Annotated in this window: 18 protein-coding genes and 1 rRNA gene; 6 read left to right on the forward strand and 13 right to left on the reverse strand. The window is 73.5% G+C overall.

The features are described from left to right. Positions 1-7: 7 nt before the first annotated feature. The 6 genes from AC1DYZ_RS13025 to AC1DYZ_RS13050 all read left to right on the forward strand — a co-directional run bounded on the left by AC1DYZ_RS13025 (position 8) and on the right by AC1DYZ_RS13050 (position 5,234). A complete protein-coding gene (locus tag AC1DYZ_RS13025) occupies positions 8-922 on the forward strand; it encodes an ABC transporter ATP-binding protein (RefSeq protein WP_477065610.1) in 915 nt (304 codons plus the stop codon). Further along, the gene (locus AC1DYZ_RS13030; protein WP_477065611.1) at positions 919-1,719 is read left to right on the forward strand and encodes an ABC transporter permease; all 801 of its coding nucleotides are present in this window, start codon (positions 919-921) and stop codon (positions 1,717-1,719) included. The genes AC1DYZ_RS13025 and AC1DYZ_RS13030 overlap by 4 nt, the downstream gene beginning before the upstream one ends. Before the next feature lie 16 nt (positions 1,720-1,735). Then, the gene (locus AC1DYZ_RS13035; protein ID WP_477065612.1) at positions 1,736-2,275 is read left to right on the forward strand and encodes a hypothetical protein; all 540 of its coding nucleotides are present in this window, start codon (positions 1,736-1,738) and stop codon (positions 2,273-2,275) included. A gap of 57 nt (positions 2,276-2,332) precedes the next feature. Next, a complete protein-coding gene (locus tag AC1DYZ_RS13040) occupies positions 2,333-3,292 on the forward strand; it encodes a COX15/CtaA family protein (RefSeq protein WP_477065613.1) in 960 nt (319 codons plus the stop codon). Between the two features lie 68 nt (positions 3,293-3,360). After that, positions 3,361-4,422, forward strand: coding sequence for an ATP-binding cassette domain-containing protein (locus AC1DYZ_RS13045; RefSeq protein ID WP_477065614.1), 1,062 nt, complete (start codon positions 3,361-3,363; stop codon positions 4,420-4,422). Further along, entirely contained in the window at positions 4,422-5,234 is an 813-nt protein-coding gene (locus AC1DYZ_RS13050; RefSeq protein ID WP_477065615.1) for an ABC transporter permease, read from the forward strand. The genes AC1DYZ_RS13045 and AC1DYZ_RS13050 overlap by 1 nt, the downstream gene beginning before the upstream one ends. A 57-nt stretch (positions 5,235-5,291) precedes the next feature. Here the strand turns inward: AC1DYZ_RS13050 and AC1DYZ_RS13055 are convergent, their stop codons facing one another. The 13 genes from AC1DYZ_RS13055 to rrf form a co-directional block, all read right to left on the reverse strand. Further along, complete coding sequence (locus tag AC1DYZ_RS13055; RefSeq protein WP_477065616.1) at positions 5,292-5,906, reverse strand: NUDIX domain-containing protein; 615 nt, start codon at positions 5,904-5,906, stop codon at positions 5,292-5,294. Next, positions 5,906-7,576 (reverse strand): CTP synthase, encoded by a 1,671-nt coding sequence (locus AC1DYZ_RS13060; RefSeq protein ID WP_477065617.1) that lies wholly within the window; start codon positions 7,574-7,576, stop codon positions 5,906-5,908. The genes AC1DYZ_RS13055 and AC1DYZ_RS13060 overlap by 1 nt, the downstream gene beginning before the upstream one ends. Before the next feature lie 71 nt (positions 7,577-7,647). Further along, on the reverse strand, positions 7,648-9,330 hold the full coding sequence (gene murJ / locus AC1DYZ_RS13065) for a murein biosynthesis integral membrane protein MurJ (RefSeq protein ID WP_477065618.1): 1,683 nt from the start codon (positions 9,328-9,330) through the stop codon (positions 7,648-7,650). Continuing rightward, positions 9,327-10,217 (reverse strand): hypothetical protein, encoded by an 891-nt coding sequence (locus AC1DYZ_RS13070; RefSeq protein ID WP_477065619.1) that lies wholly within the window; start codon positions 10,215-10,217, stop codon positions 9,327-9,329. The genes murJ and AC1DYZ_RS13070 overlap by 4 nt, the downstream gene beginning before the upstream one ends. Beyond that, a complete protein-coding gene (locus tag AC1DYZ_RS13075; protein WP_477065620.1) occupies positions 10,214-11,245 on the reverse strand; it encodes a copper transporter in 1,032 nt (343 codons plus the stop codon). The genes AC1DYZ_RS13070 and AC1DYZ_RS13075 overlap by 4 nt, the downstream gene beginning before the upstream one ends. Before the next feature lie 67 nt (positions 11,246-11,312). Beyond that, complete coding sequence (steA, locus tag AC1DYZ_RS13080) at positions 11,313-12,491, reverse strand: putative cytokinetic ring protein SteA (RefSeq protein ID WP_477065621.1); 1,179 nt, start codon at positions 12,489-12,491, stop codon at positions 11,313-11,315. A 6-nt stretch (positions 12,492-12,497) separates the two neighbouring features. Continuing rightward, positions 12,498-14,228, reverse strand: a complete 1,731-nt coding sequence (recN, locus tag AC1DYZ_RS13085; protein ID WP_477065622.1) for a DNA repair protein RecN — start codon at positions 14,226-14,228, stop codon at positions 12,498-12,500. Next, positions 14,225-15,118 carry an NAD kinase gene (locus tag AC1DYZ_RS13090; RefSeq protein WP_477065623.1) on the reverse strand — a complete coding sequence of 298 codons (894 nt, stop codon included), beginning with the start codon at positions 15,116-15,118 and terminating at the stop codon, positions 14,225-14,227. The genes recN and AC1DYZ_RS13090 overlap by 4 nt, the downstream gene beginning before the upstream one ends. Continuing rightward, positions 15,115-15,924, reverse strand: a complete 810-nt coding sequence (locus AC1DYZ_RS13095; protein WP_477065624.1) for a TlyA family RNA methyltransferase — start codon at positions 15,922-15,924, stop codon at positions 15,115-15,117. The genes AC1DYZ_RS13090 and AC1DYZ_RS13095 overlap by 4 nt, the downstream gene beginning before the upstream one ends. A gap of 6 nt (positions 15,925-15,930) precedes the next feature. Continuing rightward, positions 15,931-16,110, reverse strand: a complete 180-nt coding sequence (locus AC1DYZ_RS13100; RefSeq protein ID WP_477065625.1) for a hypothetical protein — start codon at positions 16,108-16,110, stop codon at positions 15,931-15,933. A gap of 302 nt (positions 16,111-16,412) precedes the next feature. Beyond that, positions 16,413-17,453: an HAD-IIA family hydrolase gene (locus tag AC1DYZ_RS13105; RefSeq protein ID WP_477065626.1), complete on the reverse strand. Its 1,041-nt coding sequence runs from the start codon at positions 17,451-17,453 to the stop codon at positions 16,413-16,415. Beyond that, positions 17,450-18,595 (reverse strand): hypothetical protein, encoded by a 1,146-nt coding sequence (locus AC1DYZ_RS13110; protein WP_477065627.1) that lies wholly within the window; start codon positions 18,593-18,595, stop codon positions 17,450-17,452. Before AC1DYZ_RS13110 ends, AC1DYZ_RS13105 begins: the two co-directional genes overlap by 4 nt. A gap of 1,942 nt (positions 18,596-20,537) precedes the next feature. Next, a 5S ribosomal RNA gene (rrf, locus tag AC1DYZ_RS13115) occupies positions 20,538-20,654 on the reverse strand. Between the last annotated feature and the right edge of the window lie 87 nt (positions 20,655-20,741).

Genomic DNA, 20,741 nt, shown 5'->3' on the forward strand with positions numbered 1-20,741 from the left:
CCCTCTCGTGCCCGACACCCCCGCGCTCGAGATCTCCGGGCTCGTCAAGCGCTACGGCGGACGTGCCGTCGTCGACGGGCTCGACCTCGTCGCCCACCACGGTCAGGTGACCGCGGTGCTCGGCCCCAACGGTGCGGGCAAGACCACCACGGTCGAGTGCTGCGAGGGCCTGCGGGAGCCCGACGAGGGCTCCGTCCGCGTGCTCGGCCAGGACCCTCTCACGCAGGCGCGCGACCTGCGGCCGCGGGTCGGCGTCATGCTGCAGGACGGCGGCCTGCCCACCGGCGTCCGCTCGCACGAGATGCTCGCCCACGTCGCCAAGATGTACGCGGAGCCGCGCGACCTCGGCGAGCTGACCGAGCGCCTCGGCCTCGGCTCCTTCGCCCGGACCACCGTCCGCCGACTCTCAGGCGGCCAGCGCCAGCGCCTCGCCCTCGCCGCCGCGATCGTCGGCCGGCCCGAGGTCGTCTTCCTCGACGAGCCGAGCGCCGGGATGGATCCACAGTCCCGGCACGCCGTGTGGGACCTCGTGCGGGAGCTTCGCGACGAGGGCGTCGCGGTGCTGCTCACCACGCACCTCATGGACGAGGCCGAGGACCTCGCCGACCAGGTCGTCGTCGTCGACCACGGCCGCGTGATCGCGCAGGGCTCCGTCCCGTCGCTCGTCGCGTCCGCCGACGACCAGTCCCTGCGCCTCGAGGCGACCGGCGGCCTGGACCTCGGCGCCGCGCTGGGCCCCGGCTTCGTCGTCACCGAGCCGCGCGCCGGCTCCTACACGGTGACCGGCGCCGTCGACCCGCGGGCGGTGGCCACCCTCACCGGCTGGCTCGCGGAGCGGGACGTCCTCGTCACGCAGCTGTCCGTCGGCCGCCGCACGCTCGAGGACGTCTTCCTCGACCTCACCGGACGGAACCTGCGATGAGCGCCGCCGCCGCACAGCACCCTCCGCGCCTACCGGCACAGCACCCTCCGCGCCTGGCGGCGCCCACCCTGCAGCGCGTCGCCGCCCAGACCTCGTTCGAGGCGCGCGCCATCCTGCGCAACGGCGAGCAGCTGCTCGTCACGGTGATCGTCCCGGTCCTCGTGCTCCTCGGGCTGACCAAGGCCACCTCGATCGACCTGGACACCGGCGGCGCCAGCCGGATCGACTTCCTGACCCCGGGCGTCCTCGCCCTGGCGGTGATGACGACGTCCTTCACCTCGCAGGCCATCGCCTCGTCGTTCGACCGCCGCAACGGCGTGCTCCGGCTCCTGGCGACGACCCCGCTCGGCCGCGGCGGGCTGCTCGCCGGCAAGGTGCTGGGCGTGCTGGTGGTCGAGATCGTGCAGGTCGTGATCATCGGCGCGACCGCGCTGCTGCTCGGCTGGCACCCGGACCCGGCCGGGCTGCTCCTGGCCGTCGTGGCGATCGTCCTCGGCACCGCGGCCTTCACCGCGCTCGCCCTCCTCGTCGCCGGGACCCTGCGCGCGGAGGCCGTGCTGGCCGTCGCCAACCTGCTCCTGCTCGTCCTCGCCGTCGCGGGCGGGGTCATCATCCCGGCGAGCCAGCTGCCGGGGCCGATGGCGCACATCGCGCTGCTGCTGCCGTCGGGAGCGCTCGGCGAGGCCATGCGGGAGACGCTCATGCACGGCGTGCTGCCGCCCTGGTCCGTGGTGGTGCTCGTCGCCTGGGCCGCGGCCCTGGGCTGGGGCGCGAGCCGCCTGTTCCGCTGGCACTGACCGCTACCGTGGGCCGATGGAGCCCGCGCAGGACGGCACGTTCCAGACGGCCCTCGCCGCCGAGTACGCCGCGCTCGTGCGGATCGTCTCCGAGTTCGACGGTCGGCTCCTGACCGTGAAGAGCTGGTCGGTCACGCTGAGCCTCGCCGGCCTCGGCCTCGGCTTCCAGCAGGAGCACTACGCGCTGTTCGCCCTGGCCGCCGCCACGGGCGCCGCGTTCTGGCTCATCGAGGCGATGACCAAGCGGCACCAGGTCCGCTACTACCCCCGGATGCGACAGATCGAGGCGTGGTCGGCATCGTGGACGGAGCTGCAGCTGAACGGGGCGCCCGTCTCGGCACCGCGGATCGACGCGGCGTGGACCGCCGTCGGCCGGTCGGACCCGGCCGCAGCCCTCGCCGCGCAGCCGCGCGAGATGACGAGCGAGGAGATCCGGCGGATGCGTCGGCACACCGCCTGGCTCCCCCACGTGTTCGTGCCCAGCGCCTTCGCGGTCGTCCTCGGCCTCGTCCTGACGCTGCTCGCCGCCGGCGGGGCGCTCGACATCCCGCTGTGACGAGCCTCGCCCGCCGGGCGGCCGGGAGCACCGGGACCGGACCGTAGGCTGGTCGACGTGAGCTCGACGCCTGCCCTCGACGCCCCCTCGTCGACCCTCGACCGGATCCGCGACCGATGGACCTGGACGGCCGTCGTCGCCAACCTCGTCGGGCAGATCGCGATCATCGTCACCGGTGGCGCCGTGCGTCTCACCGGCTCGGGCCTCGGCTGCTCGACGTGGCCCCAGTGCGAGCCCGGGCAGTTCACACCGCAGCTCCACGACGCGACGTCGCTGCACCCCTTCATCGAGTTCGGCAACCGGACCGTCAGCTTCGTGCTCGTCGTCGTCGCCCTGGCGGTGGCCCTGCTGGTGACGGGCGACCGTCGCCGCCCGTGGTCGTACCGCCGGCTCGGCGTCGTGCCCGTCGTCGGCGTCCTCCTGCAGGCCGTCATCGGCGGCATCACGGTGCTCGTCGACCTGAACCCCGCGATCGTCGGCAGCCACCTGCTCATCTCGATGGCCCTCGTCGCGTTCTCGACGTGGCTCGTCGTCCGGACGTGCGAGGGCGATGGGCCGGCCGTCCCCCTGGTCGACCGCACCACCCGCTCCCTCGTCCACGTGCTCGTGGCGCTGACGGCCGTGGTGCTCGCCCTCGGGGTCGTCGTGACGGGGGCCGGGCCGCACTCCGGTGACGACGAGGTGGGCTACCGGTTCGGCGTCGACCCGTGGCTCATGGCGAAGCTGCATGCCGCGTCCGTCTKGGCCTTCGTCGCCGTCCTCGTCGCGGTGCTGGTGCTGCTGCGCCGCCGGGGCGTGTCCGGGCGGCCCTGGACCACGGCGCTGGTCCTGCTCGGGGTCACGCTGGGCCAGGGCCTCATCGGCTACGTGCAGCTGTTCACCGGCCTGCCGATCGGGCTGGTCAACCTCCACATGCTCGGCGCCGCGCTGCTGGCGTCGACGGTGACGTTCTTCGTCGGCAGCCTGCGCACGCGCTCTTCCGTGCCCGCGAACGACCAGGTGTCGACCGTCGGCTGACCAGCTCTGACCCGGCCTGCACGGGTTTGCCCTGTCCCGATGTCAGTGGTCTCTCCTAGCCTCGAACCATGGCTGACGCGATCACTGCGCAGGGACTCGTCAAGCACTACAAGAGCGTCACGGCCCTCGACGGGGTCGATCTCACCGTGCCGTCCGGCTCGGTGCTCGGGCTGCTCGGCCCCAACGGCGCCGGCAAGACCACGATCGTCCGCATCCTCACCACGCTCCTGAAGCCCGACAGCGGGTCCGCGACGGTGGCCGGCGTCGACGTCCTCGCCAAGCCGCGGGACGTCCGGCGCCGGATCGGCCTCTCCGGCCAGTACGCGGCGGTCGACGAGTACCTCACGGGCTTCGAGAACCTCGACATGATCGGGCGGCTCTACCACCTGGGCGTGAAGCGGTCGCGCGAGCGGGCCCGCGAGCTGCTGGCCGCGTTCCGGCTCGAGGACGCCGCGGACCGTCCGTCCAAGACCTACTCGGGCGGCATGCGCCGCCGGCTCGACCTGGCGGGTGCGCTCGTCGCCGACCCGCCGATCATCTTCCTCGACGAGCCGACCACCGGCCTGGACCCCCGCGGTCGCACCGAGATGTGGGAGGTGATCCAGAACCTCGTCGCCGGCGGGACGACGCTCCTGCTGACCACGCAGTACCTCGAGGAGGCCGACCTGCTGGCGGACGACATCGTGGTGATCGACCACGGGAAGATCATCGCGCAGGGCACCGCGGACCAGCTCAAGATGCAGGTCGGCGGTGAGCGGCTCGAGCTCACTGTCCGGGACCCGGCGCGGCTGCTGGACGCCCGGGACCTCCTCGAGCCGCTGGGCGTCGGCAAGGCGGGCCTGGACGAGGGCCGACGGACCTTGCTCATGCCGATCAGCGGCGGCGCGCAGGTGCTCACGGAGGCGCTGCGGGTCCTCGACGGCGCGGGGATCGGGATCGACGACGTCGGGCTGCGCCGACCGACGCTGGACGACGTCTTCCTGTCCCTGACCGGGCGGTCCGCCGAGGAGGACGGGGAGGACAGAGCGGGCGAGCCCTCCGCGTCCGAGCCTCCCCCGCCGCCCGTTCCCGAGGTCGCGAGACCCGGCCGTCACGCGGCCGCCGACGAGTACTCCGAAGGGGGTGTCTGATGGCCGCCCCGACCGTCTTCTCCGACTCCTACGTCGTCGCCAAGCGCAACATCATCAAGATCAAGCGCGTCCCGGACCTGCTGGTCTTCACCACGCTGTCGCCCATCATGTTCGTCCTGCTGTTCGCCTACGTGTTCGGCGGGGCGATCGCCGTGCCGGGCGGCGCCGACCCCGACGCGTACCGCGAGTTCCTCATGGCCGGGATCTTCGCCCAGACCGTGATCTTCGGCGCCACCATCACGGGCGCGGGCCTGGCGGACGACCTGAAGAAGGGGATCATCGACCGGTTCCGGTCGCTGCCGATGGCCCCGTCGGCGGTGCTGACGGGCAGGACGATCTCCGACGTCGCCAACAACGTGCTCGTGCTGATCGTGATGTCGCTGACCGGGCTCCTGGTCGGCTGGGGCATCCACAGCTCGGTCCCGGAGGCGGCGCTCGGCTACCTGCTGCTCATCGTCTTCGCCTACGCCATCTCGTGGATCATGGCGTGGCTCGGGATGCTGGTCCCGAGCCCGGAGGTGTTCAACAACGCGACGTTCATCGTGATCTTCCCGCTCACGTTCGTCGCCAACACGTTCGTGCCCCTGGAGACGCTCCCGGCTCCGCTGCAGACGTTCGCCGAGTGGAACCCGGTGTCCGCGGTGACCCAGGCGTCGCGCGAGCTCTTCGGCAACATCCCGCCGGAGGTCCCGCCGCCGACCGCGTGGCCCCTGCAGCACGCGGAGCTCTACACGCTGATCTGGACGGCGATCTTCATCGCCGTCTTCGTGCCGCTCGCCAACATGCAGTACCGGCGGTCGACGAGCCGCTGAGCCGACGGCGCGCGAGGAGGGTCGCGCGCCGTCGGCGTCAGCCGAGGTCGCCTGCCGTCAGCCGAGGCTGGGCAGGGTGACCGGAACGAGGGACGACCAGCCGCTCGCACGCGCGGCGGCGGCGGCGAGCACGCCAGTGACGGCGGTCGGGCTGTGCAGCCGACCGTCCAGGGCAGCTGCGACGGCCTCGTCGAGCGGCACCCAACGCGGCACCATGTCAGCCTCCTCGTCGGCGCGGGCGTAGAGGTCGGCGTCGGCGACCGCCGACAGGTCGCGGGCCAGGAAGACGACGATCCGCTCGTCCGAACCGCCGGGACTCGTGCAGAACTCGACCAGTCGCCACCACGAGCCGGCCCGGAGGTCGGCCTCCTCGGCCAGCTCCCGGGCGGCCGCGACGAGAAGGTCCTCGCCGGCCACGTCCAGGAGACCGGCGGGCGGTTCCCAGAGCACCGACCGGACCGGGTGCCGGTACTGCGACAGCAGCAGCACGCGGTCGTCGTCGTCGAGGGCGATCACGGCGACGGCGCCCGGGTGCGCGACGTACTCGCGCAGCACCTGCGTCTCCCCGAGATCGACCACGTCGCCAACCAGGTCGAAGATCTTCCCCGCGTGGATGACCTCGTGCGTCAGGACGGGCCGCGCCGCCGACCGGTCAGCGAGCGGCTCCCCCATCAGGACTCGTCGCCGCGCTGGGCGAGAGCTGCCTCGACGAGCCCGGCGAACAGCGGGTGCGCCCGGGTCGGGCGCGACTTGAACTCGGGGTGCGCCTGCGTGGACACGTAGTACGGGTGCACGTCCTTGGGCAGCTCGACGAACTCGACCAGCGAGGTGTCGGGCGAGACCCCGGAGATCACGAGGCCGGCGTCCTCGAGCTTGTCGCGGTAGGCGTTGTTCACCTCGTAGCGGTGGCGGTGCCGCTCCGAGACGCGCGTGGCGCCGTACGCGTCGGCGACGACGGACCCGGGTGTCAGGACGGCCTCGTAGGCGCCCAGGCGCATGGTGCCGCCCAGGTCGCCCTCGCCACCGACGATCGCGAGCTGCTCGGCCATGGTCGCGATCACCGGGTGTGCCGGGTCGGCGTCGAACTCGGACGACGACGCGCCGTCCAGGCCGAGGACCGTGCGCGAGTACTCGATGACCATGCACTGCAGGCCGAGGCAGATGCCGAGCGTCGGGATGAGGTTCTCGCGGGCCCAGCGCAGCGCGCCGAGCTTGCCCTCGATGCCCCGGACGCCGAACCCGCCGGGCACCAGCACCGCGTCGACGCCCTCGAGCGCGAGCCGGGCGCCCTCAGGCGTCTGGCAGTCGTCGGACGTGACCCAGCGGATGACGACCTTGGTGTCGTGGTGGAAGCCACCGGCGCGCAGCGCCTCGGTGACGGACAGGTACGCGTCGGGCAGGTCGATGTACTTGCCGACGAGCGCGACCTCGACCCGGTGGGCGGGCTGGTGCACGCGGTGCAGCAGCTCGTCCCAGCCCTTCCACTCGACGTCGCGGAACGGGAGGCTCAGGCGCTGGACGACGAACGCGTCGAGGCCCTCGGAGTGCAGGACGCGCGGGATGTCGTAGATGCTCGGGGCGTCCTTGGCGGTGACGACGCCCTCGACGTCCACGTCGCACATGAGCGCGATCTTGCGCTTCGTGGCCTCGGGGACATCGCGGTCCGCGCGCAGGACGATCGCGTCAGGCTGGATGCCGATGCTGCGCAGCGCGGCAACGGAGTGCTGGGTCGGCTTCGTCTTCAGCTCGCCCGACGGGCCGATGTACGGCACCAGGGAGACGTGCAGGAAGAAGACGTTGTCGCGGCCGAGGTCGTGCCGCACCTGGCGGGCCGCCTCGAGGAACGGCAGCGACTCGATGTCGCCGACCGTGCCGCCGATCTCCGTGATGATGACGTCGATGTCGGACTGCGCCTGCTGCCGCATGCGCGTCTTGATCTCGTCGGTGATGTGCGGGATGACCTGCACGGTGTCACCGAGGTACTCGCCGCGACGCTCCTTGGCGATGACCTGCGAGTAGACCTGGCCCGTGGTCACGTTGGCGGACCCGACCAGGTTCACGTCGAGGAACCGCTCGTAGTGGCCGACGTCGAGGTCGGTCTCGGCGCCGTCCTCGGTGACGAAGACCTCGCCGTGCTGGAACGGGTTCATGGTGCCCGGGTCCACGTTGAGGTACGGGTCGAGCTTCTGCATCGTGACCTTGAGGCCACGGGAGCGAAGGAGTCGGCCGAGGCTGCTCGCCGTCAGACCCTTGCCGAGGGAGGAGGCGACACCCCCGGTGACGAAGATGTGCCGGGTCGTGGATTCCGACCGCCCGGAGAGTCGATGCGCGCGCTCTGTCACGGGATTCCAACCTACCTGACGAACGCCCTTTGCCGGGGTGCCGAGCGGGGTGAGTCCCGACACGTCGGAGTTCAGGACAGCGGCGCGTTCGGGTTGGCGGGGTCAGTGACCCGGACGTCGACGAGCGGCCGCGGCTGCGCCTCGAGGCTGCGGAAGTCCCGCAGCGTCCCGCGATCCCCGGCGAGCACGGCTCCCGCGACGACGAGGGCAGCGATGATCCCGCCGCCGGCCKCCGCACCGATCGACGTGAGGAGGCCGTGGCCTGCCACCTGGGCGACCGCGTCCACCACCCAGCGGCCCGCGAGGGCGCCGAGGCCTGCGCCGACCACGAGGATGACCGCGGCGCGCACCAGACCGGCGGTGGCGGGCCGGCCGGCGGCGCGCCGCAGCAGGACGACCGCCACGGTCCCGCCGACCAGCATGCCGAGCGAGCTGGCCTGGGCGAGCGCGAGCAACGTCGCGTCCGGGTCGTGCCGGGCCGGGGCGAGCGCGGCGGCGATCACGGGGGTCGCCACCGCGACCGTGCCCCAACCGGCGACGTTGGCGGCGATCGCCGACCGCCCGCGCTCGAGGGCGTACAGCGCGCGCGACGCGTGGAACATGAGCGCGAAGCCGAGCAGGCCGGGCATCAACCACGTGATCGTCGTGCTCATGGCGCGCATGCCCGCCCCGCCGTCGGCGATCCCCACGAAGATGTCCGTGACTGCCGGTGCCGCCGCGACCAGGGCCGCGCTGCCCAGCGCCGCCGCCGCCAGCACCGCACGGGTGGTCCCCGAAGCCATGCGCGCGAACCCCTCGTGCTCACCGGCCGCGGCGCGGGCCGCGAGCCGGGGGAACGTCGAGGTGGCCAGCGGGACGACGAGGACCGCGTAGGGCAGCAGGTACACCTGCTGCGACCAGAGGAAGACCGACCAGGTGCCGACGTTCCCCCAGGCGCTGGCGACGACGAGGCTCACCAGCACGGAGAGCTGCTGCGCGACCAGGGAGCCGACCCCCGCGAACGCGAGAACGGCCAGGCGACGGCCGACGCCCACCGGGAACCGCAGGGTCGGCCGGATCCGGACGCCGAGGCGGTGGACCGGCACGAACATCGGGAAGCACATCGCGGCGACCCCGAGCGTGGTCCCCCACCCCAGGACGGCGAGCGCCCCGCTGGTGACCGCCGCCGGGTCGTCGAGCTCGCCGTCGGCCAGCGCCGCGTAGACGAGGTAGGTGGCGATGACGACGAGCGACGACAGGACGGGCGCGAAGGCCGGCCAGAAGAACCGCTTGTGCGCCTGGAGCACCGCATAGAGCAGCACCGCGACGCCGTACATCGGTACCTGGACCGCGAAGACGGCGATGAAGTACTGCAGCAGGTCGCGCTCGGCGTCGCCGAGCTGCCCGGGCCACGCCGAGGCGATCAGCCCGCTGCAGGCCGCGAGAGCAGCGCCCATCGGGACCAGCACCAGGAGGGTCCAGCCGAACGTGGCCGACGTGATCGCGTCGACGTCCTTGCGCAGCGCGCGGGACACCGGCAGGGCGAGCACCGGGACCAGCGCGCCCGCGAGGGCGCCACCGGCGGCGACCTCGAAGAGCACGTTCGGCAGCGTGTTGGCCGTGTTGTAGACGCCGCCGATGCTCCCCGCCTGGAACGCGTGCGCCTGGACCAGGTAGCGCGCGAACCCGAGAACGCGACTGAGCACGGTGACCGCCGCGATCATCGCGGCGGCGCCGCCGAGCCCGGCGAGGGTGCGCCGCGCTGCGGGGCTCACGCGGACCTGTCCACCGGGGTCCCGACGGGTCGCCGACCCCAGGCGTCCACCTCGCGCAGCACGGGGGTGCGCTCGATCACGCGCGTGAAGCTGACCTTCTCGCTGGCCACGGTGAGCCCGAGGACGACCGCCAGCACGGCGAGCCGCACGGACCGCGGGGCGCTGAGCACGACGGCGGTGCCGAGCGTGGCGCCGAGCGCGTTGGCCCCGCCGTCGCCGAGCATGTCGGCCTCGGCCAGGTCCTGGTCCAGCGCGGCCCCGACCACCCCGAGCACCGAGGCCGCTCCCCCGGCACCACCACCGGGTCCCAGGGCCAGCGGGGCGGCGACGAGTGTGGCCGCCTTGAGCGCGCGACCCGGACGCAGGTCGAGCAGGTTCAGCAGGTTGGCGCTCGCCGCGACGAGCGCGCCGGACGCGGTGACGTCGGCCACCCAGCCGAGTCCCGACCGGCGGCTGCCGTCGGCTCGGTGGGTCGGTGTGGCCACGGCGGCTGCGACGAGCGCGCCGGCGCCGATGCCGAGCACCTTGAGGCCACCCGTCGTCAGCTCGCCGCGGGCCAGGGCGCCCAGGTGACCGCGCAGCCCCTTGCGCCGCGACGTCGTGTCCTCGCCGAGGTCGTCGACCAGCCCGAACGCCGCGCCGGACGCCGTCGCCACCGTGAGGGCCACGGCGCCACGCGACGACGGAGCGCCGACGAGCCCGCCGGCGAGCAGACCGGCGGCGACCGCGGGACCCTCGAGCAGGCTGATCGGCTCGCCGCGGTGGTTCGTCCGTACCCAGCGGGCCTGGCCGCCGGGCGCCTGGCTGTCCAGCGCGCCGCGCACGACGGCCGTCACCGTTCCGGCGACGGTCCCGGCGAGGGCGCGCCGCAGCAGCCCGACCGTCATCCCTCGGTCCCGCCCGCGTCCGCGCCCTCGAGGGCGCGGGCCGTGCGGTCGACGGCCGGCAGCACGACGGCGGCCGGGATCGGCGTCTCGCCGTCGCCGAAGCCGTAGTGCCCGTTGGTGCCCGCGATGCGGCCGGCCAGCGCGAGCGGCACGTTCACCTGACCCGTGACCAGCTCGACGCCGGAGACCGTGGTGACGGACGACGCGAGGTCCTGGTCGGCGAGCACGGCGTCCGTGAGGCTGCCCTTGCCGCGCGGCCCGTCGGCCAGCACCGCGCCGGACGACAGCTCCTGCGCCGCCGTGACCACGGCGAGCTGGGATGCCACGACCGAGTCGGACGGCTCCGGCTCGGGGGTCGCGTTCTCGTCGGGAATCGTCAGCGGGACCCCGACCACGACGATCGCGTCGGCGGGGACCGTGACCGGGTCGGCCACCGTGACCAGCGGGCTGTCGCTCTCGCTCGACGAGAGGAGCTCCAGGAGCACGGACGCATCGTCGGACAGCGCGTCGGGGTTGGTCGGGTCCGGGGTGACCAGGCCCTGCACCAGGGCCGAGGCGAGCTCTCCCTCGACGCCGGCGTCGTCGGCCGGCACCGGGTCCAGGTACGTGAGGAGCTGCCCGACGAGCGCCTGGCGGAAGGTGCGCGCGTCCGGGTCGGACCAGGTGTCGGTGAGGGTGACGTGCGCCGTGACCGACGCGCCCGACTGGGTGAGCCGCGTGTCGATCGCGGTCCGGGTGGACTCGTCGACCTCGCCGAGGGTGATCACGGCGATCCGACGGTCGCGGAGCGACCCGTCGAGCAGCTGGGGACCGGCGGCGTCGATGTACGTCTCGGCGTCCTGGAGGGAGCCCGACGTCGTGTCGAGCTCGGCGCGGAGCGCGTCCTTCTCCCCGCGCAGCTGCTCGACCTGACCGGTGAGGGTGTCACCGATCGTCTCCTTGAGCGGGCCAGCCCCCAGCGCGATGCCGACGGCGAGCGCGAGGAAGACCGAGATGAGCGAGACGATGTGGTAGCGGAAGTCGATCACGGTGCGAGGTCTCCGTCGGGTACGTCGCCGGCGGGGGCCGGGACCAGGTGCAAGGGTCGGGCGGCGGTCATCCGAAGAGTCCGCTCACCCACGAGGTCATGTCGTCGATGCGGGCGCCGAGCAGACCGATGAGCGTCTGACCGGCGGCGGTCGAGGCGAGCGCGACGCCGAGCGCCAGCAGGCCGGCGAGGACGAGCAGCGTGAGCTGCACGTTGGAGATCCGGTTGCGGTAGAGCCGCGACACGCCCTTGGCGTCGACCAGCTTGCTGCCCACCCGCAGGCGCGTGAGGAACGTGCTCGCCATGCCGGACCGTCCCTTGTCGAGGAACTCCACGAGCGTGGCGTGCGTGCCGACGGCGACGATGAGCTCGGCGCCCTTGTCGTCGGCGAGCAGCATCGCGACGTCCTCGCTGGTGCCGGTGGCCGGGAACACGACGTGCTTGACGTCCAGCTGCTCGACGCGTGCGAGGCCCGGTGCGCGTCCGTCGCGGTACGCGTGGACGACGACCTCGGCGCCGCAGGTGAGGGCGCGGTCCGAGACGGAGTCCATGTCGCCGACGATGAGGTCAGGCTTCCAGCCCGCGTCGAGGATCGCGTCCGCGCCGCCGTCGACGCCGATGAGCACCGGGCGGTACTCGCGGATGTACGGACGCAGCGTGACGAGGTCTTCCTTGTAGTGGTACCCGCGGACCACGATGAGGACCTGGCGGCCGTCGATCTCGGTCGCGATGTCGGGCACGCCCACACCGTCGAGGAGCAGGTCACGCTCCCGGCGCAGGTAGTCCATGGTGTTGGCGGCGAACGACTCCAGCTGCACGGAGAGGCCGGCGCGGGCCTCCTCCATGGCGGCCTCGACGGTCGCGGGGGTCTGGAGCACCCCCTCGGCGACGAGCGTGTCGCCCTCGTAGACGGCGCCGTCGACGACTCGCAGCCGGTGGCCCTCGGTGATCGCCATGACGTCGGCGCCGAGGTCGTCGATCAGCGGGATGCCCGCCGCGACCAGGATCTCGGGGCCGAGGTTCGGGTAGCGGCCCGACGTGGACCGGGCCGAGTTGAGCACCGCTGCCGGCTGGCACGCGACGAGGGCCTCGGCCGAGACACGATCGAGGTCCAGGTGGTCGATGACGGCAACGTCACCGGGGCGCAGCCGCTTGGTCAGCCCCTTGGTCCGGGGGTCGACACGCGCCGGGCCGGCGACGACGCCGGCTTCGGGCAGGGCGGTGCGTTTGCGTAGGGAGGCTCTCATCGCCGCTCATCGTCCCACGGCCGAGAGCTCGAGCAGCTCTGCGGCATGCGTCCGAGCGGCGTCGGAGTCCTCCTGACCGGACAGCATGCGGGCCAGCTCGCGTACGCGCTCCTCGTTCGTGACCAAGCGCACGTCCGACTCGGTGACCACGTCGACCCCGTCGGCGGTCGACTTCGTCACCACCAGGTGCCGGTCCGCGAACGCCGCGACCTGCGCGAGGTGGGTCACCACGAGCACCTGGCTCCCCTGCGCCAGGGCCGACAGGCGGCGTCCGACCTCGATCGCCGCCCGACCGCCGACGCCCGCGTCGACCTCGTCGAAGACGAACGTCCCGGGTCGCGTGGCACCGGGCGCCGTCGCGAGCGCCACCTCGATCGCGAGCATCACGCGGGACAGCTCGCCCCCGGACGCGCCCTTGCCCAGCGGGCGCGCGGGCGCACCGGCGTGGGAGGCCAGCAGCATCTCGACCCGGTCCGCGCCGTGCGGGCCTGGCTCGTCCGCGGGCTCGACGACGACCCGGAGCTCGGCTCCGCCCATCGCCAGCCCGGACAGCTCGTCGGACACGACGGCCGACAGCCGCTGCGCGCCCTCACGCCGGCCGGCCGACAGCTGCTGCCCGAGCGTGCCGAGCTCGTCGTCGAGCCGGGTCAGCTCCGCGCGCAGGGCCTCGATCCGCTCGTCGCCGCCGTCCAGGTCGAGCAGGCGCCTCCCGGCGGTGTCCGCCCACGCGAGCACCTCCGCGACGGTCGAGCCGTRGCTGCGCGTGAGGCTGCCCAGCTCGGCGCGGCGGCGCTGCGCGGCGTCGAGCCGCAGCGGGTCGGCCTGCAGGTCCTCGAGGTACGCGGCCAGGTCGGTCGACGCGTCGGCCAGCAGGTACCCGGCCTCGGCCACGCGGGTCGCGAGCGCGGCGAGGGCGGGGTCGTGACCGCCCTCGTGCTCGAGGAGGCGCCGCGCCTGCTCGATGGCCCCGACCGCCGCCGCGTCGTCTGTCCCGTCGTCGCTCCCGACGAGCGCGGCGTGGGCGCCTGCCGCGGCCGTCCGAAGGTCCTCGGCGTGCGAGAGCCTGTCGACCTCCTCGGCCAGCGTGACGTCCTCGTCGGGCTGGGGGTCCACCCGCTCGACCTCCGCCAGCCCGAGCCGCAGCAGCTCCGCCTCGCGGGTCCGGTCGCGCGCGCGGTCGACCAGGTCCGTCAGCTCCGCGTCGACTCGGGCACGGTTCGCCCACGCCGTCCGGTAGCGGCCGAGCAGCTCGCCGTGCTCGACCCCGACGAACTCGTCGAGCGCCTCCCGCTGCACCGCCGGCGAGCGCAGCCGCGCCTGGTCCGCCTGTCCGTGCACCGTGACCAGCTCGTCCGCCAGCTCCGCGAGCAGGCCCTGCGGCACCGAACGACCGCCGACGTAGGCGCGCGAGCGCCCCGCCGTACCGTCGGTGGACGCGCCGACCGTCCGCAGCAGCACCAGCGATCCGTCGTCGTCCAGCTCCGCGCCGGCCTCCAGGGCCCGGTCGAGCGCGGGCGCGCCGGTCGCCAGGACGACCCGGCCCTCGACCGCCGCCGACGAGGAGCCGACGCGAACGGTCGCGGGGTCCGCCTTGCCGCCGAGCAGCAGGTTGAGCGCCGTCAGCACCATCGTCTTGCCGGCGCCGGTCTCCCCCGTGAGGACGGTCAGGCCCGGTCCGAGCTCCACGTGCGCTGTGCCGATGACCCCGAGGTTCTTGATCCGGATCTCGTCGATCACGGTGACGCCTCCGAGCTGTCGGGGAACGTCGGACGCGGCGCGCTGGGCCGGCCGCGCCACCCGTCGACGGGGAGGTCGAACTTGTTGACCAGCCGCGTCGTGAACGGTGCCGGCGTCAGTCGGGCGAGACGCACGGGGACGTCGCTGCGGGTGACCTCGACGCGCGCGCCCAGCGGCACCTCGAGCTTGCGGCGCCCGTCGAGCGTGACCAGGCCGGCCGCGGGCGAGCGCTCGAGCACCTCGACCGCGAGCCGGCTGCGGGGACCGACCACCAGCGGCCGGGCGAACAGCGCGTGCGCGGAGATGGGCACGAGGATCATGCCGTCGACGTCGGGCCACACGACGGGTCCACCCGCCGAGAACGCGTGCGCGGTCGACCCCGTCGCCGTCGCGGCGACGATCCCGTCGCACCCGAAGGACGACAGCGGGCGACCGTCGACCTCCAGGAGCACCTCGAGCATGCGCGAACGGTCGACCTTCTCGAGCGCGGCCTCGTTCAGGGCCCACCCGGTGCCGACGCTGCCGTCCGGGCGGATCACGCGGACGTCCAGCGTGCCGCGTTCCTCGACGTCGAACTCGCCGGCGGTCAACCGGCGCACCGCCTCGCCGACGTCGTCGCGTTCGCTCTCGGCCAGGAACCCGACGTGCCCGAGGTTCACTCCGAGCAGGGGCACACCCGTGCCGCGCGTGAGCTCGGCGGCCCGCAGGATCGTCCCGTCGCCGCCGAGCACGATCGCCAGCTCGAACGACGGCAGGTCGGCGGCGTCCGCGTCCTCGGCCGCGAGCACGGGCTCGACGCCGGCGCGCTCGAGCTCCCGCACGACCTCGCGGGTGGCCGTGACGGCCTCCTCGCGCCCCCGGTGGGTGACGACGAGCGCCCGCCGGGTCATCGGTCGGTCCCGAGCACGGCCGCGGTGATCTGCTCGACCGGCACGTCGACGGGCGAACCGCCGTCCGCACGACGCAGCCACAGAAAGAACTCGACGTTGCCGCTCGGTCCGGGCAGCGGGCTGCGCACGACGTCGAGGACGGCGAGCCCGAGGTCCGCGGCCGCCCGCGCGACGCCGACGACGGCATCGACCCAGAGCCCGGGCACGCGCACCACGCCGCCCGAGCCGAGCCGCTCCCGGCCCACCTCGAACTGCGGCTTGACCATCACCAGCAGGTCCGCGTCGAGCGCGGCGACCTCGACCAGCGCGGGCAGCACCAGCGTGAGGGAGATGAACGAGAGGTCGGCGACGACCAGCCCGGGCGCGGGATCGACGTCACCGCGGCTCAGGGACCGGACATTGACGCCCTCGCGGACGTCGACCCGAGCGTCCGCCCGGAGCTCGTCGACCATCTGGTCGTGACCGACGTCGACCGCGACGACGTGCGCGGCGCCGCGGCGCAGCAGCACGTCCGTGAACCCGCCGGTGCTCGCCCCGGCGTCGAGGCACCACCGTCCGGCGACCAGCGGTCCGCCCTCACCCAGCGTGTCCAGCGCGCCGGCGAGCTTGTGCCCGGCGCGGGAGGCGTAGCCCGGATCGTCGCCGTCGGGCTCGACCGCGACCAGCTCGTCCGTCACCTGGGCTGCGCTGCGCGAGACGGCTGCTCCGTCGACGGTCACCCGACCGGCGGCGATCAGCTCCCCCGCGTGCCGACGCGAGCGCGCCAGTCCGCGACGCACCAGCTCGGTGTCGAGGCGTGTGGTCACCGCGGGTCAGCCCTCCGCGTCCGCGAGCCGGTCCTGCAGGGCGCCGTGGACGGCGTCGAAGACGGCGACGTGCGCACGCAGCGGCTGGTCCTCGAGGCCGGCGAGCCGCGAGAGCGCCTCGTCGACGGCGTCGTCGGACGTCGTGGGCGCCTCGTCCGCCGTCACCGGCGTCTCGGTCTCGCGCACGGCTGCATCTCCGGCGTCCGGGGTCCCGCTCACTGCACCGCCTCCACACACTGTTCGTCGTCCCGCCGGCCGTCCGTCGACAGGTCGCGCGCCGACGGCCCGGCTCCAGGCATCCGGGCGGACTGCTACGCCCGGGACCGCGCCCACGCTACCTGCCGCGGGCGACACCGCACGGCCGCCACACACAAGGCCGGCGCGAGCGACCTTGCGGCACCACGACGGTCCGACCGACGGCGCGGCAACACGTCGGGCACGACGGACGATCCCGCTGACGGACGGCAGCCACGGCGCCGCCGCACACGTCACGCGGACGCGGGTCCCGTCGCCAGCTCAGGCACGGAGGCGGGATCGATCTCGGCACCGTCGTCGACCGCCGCCCAGGCCGCAGCGCACGCGGCCCGGATGACGTCCACGTGGTCCTCCACGGACGACGGATCCCCGCGACCGATCTCGAGAGCACCGTCGACCACGCGGGCCGACGCGTCCCGCACCGTCCACCATCCGTCCGCGCCTCGCGCAGGCTCGGGGTGCGCGACCAGCAGCGACCGCAGGTCGGCGCCGATGAGGTGCGGGCGCTCTCCCGGGATGGCGAGCACGTCGTCGCGCGCCGAGCTGACCCCGGTGAGCACGTGCAGGCCGATGTACCCGCCGGCGCGCGCCCCGGCCAGATCGGTGTCGAGCCGGTCGCCGATCACGAGCGTCTCGCGGGCACCCACACGCTCGACGGCCATCTTGTACATCGTCGGTGACGGCTTGCCGGCGCTGTCGGGCTCGACGCCCGTCGCCGCACGCACGGCGCCGACGAGCGACCCGTTCCCGGGCGCGAACCCCCGAGCGGTCGGCAGGCTGAGGTCGAGGTTCGACGCGACGTGCCACGCGCCGCGACCGACGGCGTACGCCGCCTCCGCCAGCTGCGGCCACCCGACCTCGGGCGCGAAGCCCTGCGCCACGGCGGCGGGCTCGTCGTCGGCCGAGTGCACGACCTCGTACCCGGCGGCGCGGACGGCCGTGACCAGTCCCGCACCCCCGACCACGAGCACCTTCGCCCCACGCGGCAACCGGGTGCGCAGCAGCTGCGCCGCCGCCTGGGCCGCCGTCATGACTTCCGACGCGTGCGTGACGATCCCGAGGTCCGTGAGCTGGTCAGCGACCGACTCCGGCTCCCGCGATGCGTTGTTGGTGACGAACACCAGCCGCATGCCGCGCTCCCGCGCCGACGTCAGCCCCTCGGCAGCGCCATCGATCGGGTCGTGCCCGCGGTAGGCGACGCCGTCGAGGTCGACGAGCGCGAGGTCGAACCGGTCGGCGAGCGGGGTCGACGACCCGATGAGCCCGCCGTTCACCGACCGCCCTCCGCCTCGTCGCCGTCCTGCGGCGCATCGTCGACGGACTCGTCTTCGCTCACCCCGCCCGAGGCAACCGGAAGCTCGTCCGACTCGTCCCGATCCTCCTCGACCTCGGTCGAGGCGCCCTGCGGCTCGTCCGACTCGTCCTCGACGTCGTCGATCTCAGCCGAGGCGACCGGCACGTCGTCAGTCCCGTCCTCATCGAGCTCGTCGACCTGGAGCGAAGCCTCCGGCACGTCGTCCACATCGTCTTCGTCGACCCCGACGACCTCGACCGACGCCTCCGGCGCGTCGTCCAGCTCGTCTTCGTCGACCTCGACCGACGCCTCCGGCGCATCGTCCAGCTCGTCCTCGTCGACCTTGACGACCTCGACCGACGCCTCCGGCGCGTCGTCCAGCTCGTCCTCGTCCGACTCGTCGTCCTCGTCGACCTCAGTCGATGCCTCCGGCGCCTGGTCGGACTCGTCCTCGTCGTACTCGCCGTCCTCGTCGAACTCGCTGAGGTCGAACGCGACGACGTCGTCCTCGATCTCGACGTCCCCGGCGGCCTCGTCGAGCTGGTCCTGCGTGTAGGGCGCCAGCTCGGCCGCGGCCTCGTCAGAGAGCCCCGCCGCCTCGAGGGCTGCAGCACGCGCCTGCGCGACGCGCACGGCGACGAGCCCTGTCCCCGCGCGAACGGCGACGGTCGACAGCGACGCCACAGCGGCCTCGGCCTGCCCGAGGTCGAGCCGCGCCCCGCTGACGACGATCGCGAGCTCGATCTTGGTCTCCGCGTCGAGAGTCTCCGCCTCGGGCTCCTGCGCCAGCGCGAGCGCGCGCTCGGGCCGGCCGAGGCCACGCTCGCAGTCCGCCATGATCGCCAGGTGCTCGGACGAGCCGTTCAGCCGCCGCACCGTGCGCAGCTCGCGCAGGGCCTCGGCGTACCGGCCCGTGCGGTAGGCGGCCAGCCCGGCCGCCTCGCGGACCACGTCCACGCGCCCGGCGCGACGAACCGCGGCCTGCGCGTGCTCGTAGGCGAGCTCGGGCTGCGTGTCGAGCAGCAGCCCCACCATCACGAGGTGTCGCCCGACGCCCTCGGCGTTGTCCTTGCTCAGCGTGCGCAGACGTCCGCGGACCGAACGGTCGAGGTCACTGAACACGACCTCATCCGGGATCTCGGGCGCGACGACGCGCTCGTCCTGCGGCGGACGCGTGAGCCGACGGTCATCGCTGCTCTCCCGACGGTCGGGACCCGACGAGTACCCGCCACGCGCACCGGCGTGGCCGGAGCCACCGGCAGGGGGCCGACGATCGCCGGTGGCCGGCCGGTCGGCGCGGTTGCCGCCGGCGGGGGGCCGCCCCGAACCGCTACGCGCGGGACGGTCGGTCGACGACGGGCGGCCAGCACGGTCGCCGGACGAAGGACGCTCGCTTCGGCCGGCGCCACCACCCGAACGATCACCGTACGAGGGACGGGCGCCGCCGGAGCGGTTGTCGTACGAGCTGCGCTCGGGACGGTCACCGTACGCGGGACGCTCGGCACGGCTGCGATCGCCGCTGCCGGAGCGGTCGCCGTAGGACGGACGGTCACCCGAAGGCCGACCGGACGACGGACGGTCGCCGCCGGAACGGTTGCCGTAGGAGCTGCGCTCCCCGCCGGGACGATCCCCGTACGAGGGACGGTCACCCGAAGGCCGACCGGACGACGGGCGGTCGCCGCCGCCGGGGCGATTGCCGTAGGAGCTGCGCTCGCCACCACCGGACGGACGGTCACCGTACGCGGGACGGTCGCCGGACGGACGGTCACCGTACGAAGGTCGACCACCCGAGGGCCGGCCACCGGACGACGGACGGTCGCCACCGGAGCGGTTGCCGTACGAGGAGCGCTCGCCCGACGGACGATCACCGTAGGACGGGCGCTCGCCACGGCTGCGGTCGCTTCCGCCGGAACGGTCGCCGTAGGAGGGACGGTCACCTGAAGGCCGAGTGCCGTACGAGGAACGGTCACCGCTCGGACGATCGCCGTACGACGGGCGATCGCCGCGCCCACGGTCGCCGCCACCGGAACGCTCGCCGTACGAGGGGCGGTCACCCGAGGGACGGCCGCCGTAGGACGGACGGTCACCCGAAGGACGGTTGCCGCCGTAGGAGCTGCCGCTGGGACGGTCACCGCGGCCACGGTCGCCGCCACCGGAACGGTCCCCGTACGACGGACGCTCACCCGAGGGACGGTTGCCGTAGGAGGGACGGTCTCCACCCGGACGGTTGCCGTACGAGGGACGGTCTCCACCCGGACGGTTGCCGGAGGACGGGCGGTCACCGGAAGGCCGGCCGCCGTAGGAGCCGCGCTCGCCGCCGCCGGAACGGTCACCGTACGACGGACGGTCGCCGCGGCTACGGTCGCCACCACCGGAGCGGTCGCCGTAGGACGGGCGGTCACCCGAGGGCCGGCCGCCGTAGGAGCCGCGCTCGCCGCCGCCGGAACGGTCACCGTACGACGGACGGTCGCCGCGGCTACGGTCGCCACCACCGGAACGTTCCCCGTACGACGGACGATCACCAGAAGGCCGGTTCCCGGAGGAGCTGCGCTGACCACCGGAACGGTCGCCGTAGGAGGGACGGTCGCCAGACGGTCGAGAACCCCGATCATTACCCGCGCCGTAGGACGGGCGAGAACCACCCTGGTCGCGAGATCCACCGCTGAAGCGCGGGCGGTCACCGGAGCGGGAGCCTCCGTCGCGGTCGCCAGAGCCGGAACGCGGTGCATTCCCACGACCCTGCGAATCACGCGCGCCCCGGGACGGGCTGTTTCCGCGGTCGGGCCGACCACGGTCCGCCCCACCCGACCGACCACGGTCGTCAGGTGTGCTCCCGGCAGGATTCTCGCTGTTCATCTGTGTGCTCTCCTCGTCGCGATCGACCGCCCCATCGTCTCATCCCCTGCTCCGGGCGCCGAACGGCGACGGTGGGGCCGCGCCGGCAAGCGGAGCGGGGACGACACTGCGGTGAAACTGCTGATCAATACGCCCGACGCTGCGCGTAATAAATAGTCCGTAAAAACAGAAGAAGCCACCCCCGTAGGGGTGGCTTCTCCTGAATGATGTCCGGCGGCGTCCTACTCTCCCACACCCTGGCGAGTGCAGTACCATCGGCGCTGAAGGGCTTAGCTTCCGGGTTCGGAATGGGACCGGGCGTTTCCCCTTCGCTATGACCGCCGTAACGTTGTCGAGTTGTCAAACGGGTTCCCGTTCGTCTCTCGGGAACCGCACAGTGGACGCGTAGCAAAGCAATGAATGAAGTGGTGAA

The organism is Cellulomonas sp. P1_C4, assembly GCF_056406355.1.

Bases quoted from the DNA above. Each gene is read 5' to 3' on its own strand.
- AC1DYZ_RS13070 (WP_477065619.1), bottom strand. From the start codon at position 10,217: ATGACGGTCGGGCTGCTGCGGCGCGCCCTCGCCGGGACCGTCGCCGGA.
- AC1DYZ_RS13030 (WP_477065611.1), top strand. From the start codon at position 919: ATGAGCGCCGCCGCCGCACAGCACCCTCCGCGCCTACCGGCACAGCAC.
- AC1DYZ_RS13035 (WP_477065612.1), top strand. From the start codon at position 1,736: ATGGAGCCCGCGCAGGACGGCACGTTCCAGACGGCCCTCGCCGCCGAG.
- AC1DYZ_RS13045 (WP_477065614.1), top strand. From the start codon at position 3,361: ATGGCTGACGCGATCACTGCGCAGGGACTCGTCAAGCACTACAAGAGC.
- steA (WP_477065621.1), bottom strand. From the start codon at position 12,491: ATGAGAGCCTCCCTACGCAAACGCACCGCCCTGCCCGAAGCCGGCGTC.
- AC1DYZ_RS13090 (WP_477065623.1), bottom strand. From the start codon at position 15,118: ATGACCCGGCGGGCGCTCGTCGTCACCCACCGGGGGCGCGAGGAGGCC.
- AC1DYZ_RS13055 (WP_477065616.1), bottom strand. From the start codon at position 5,906: ATGGGGGAGCCGCTCGCTGACCGGTCGGCGGCGCGGCCCGTCCTGACG.
- AC1DYZ_RS13050 (WP_477065615.1), top strand. From the start codon at position 4,422: ATGGCCGCCCCGACCGTCTTCTCCGACTCCTACGTCGTCGCCAAGCGC.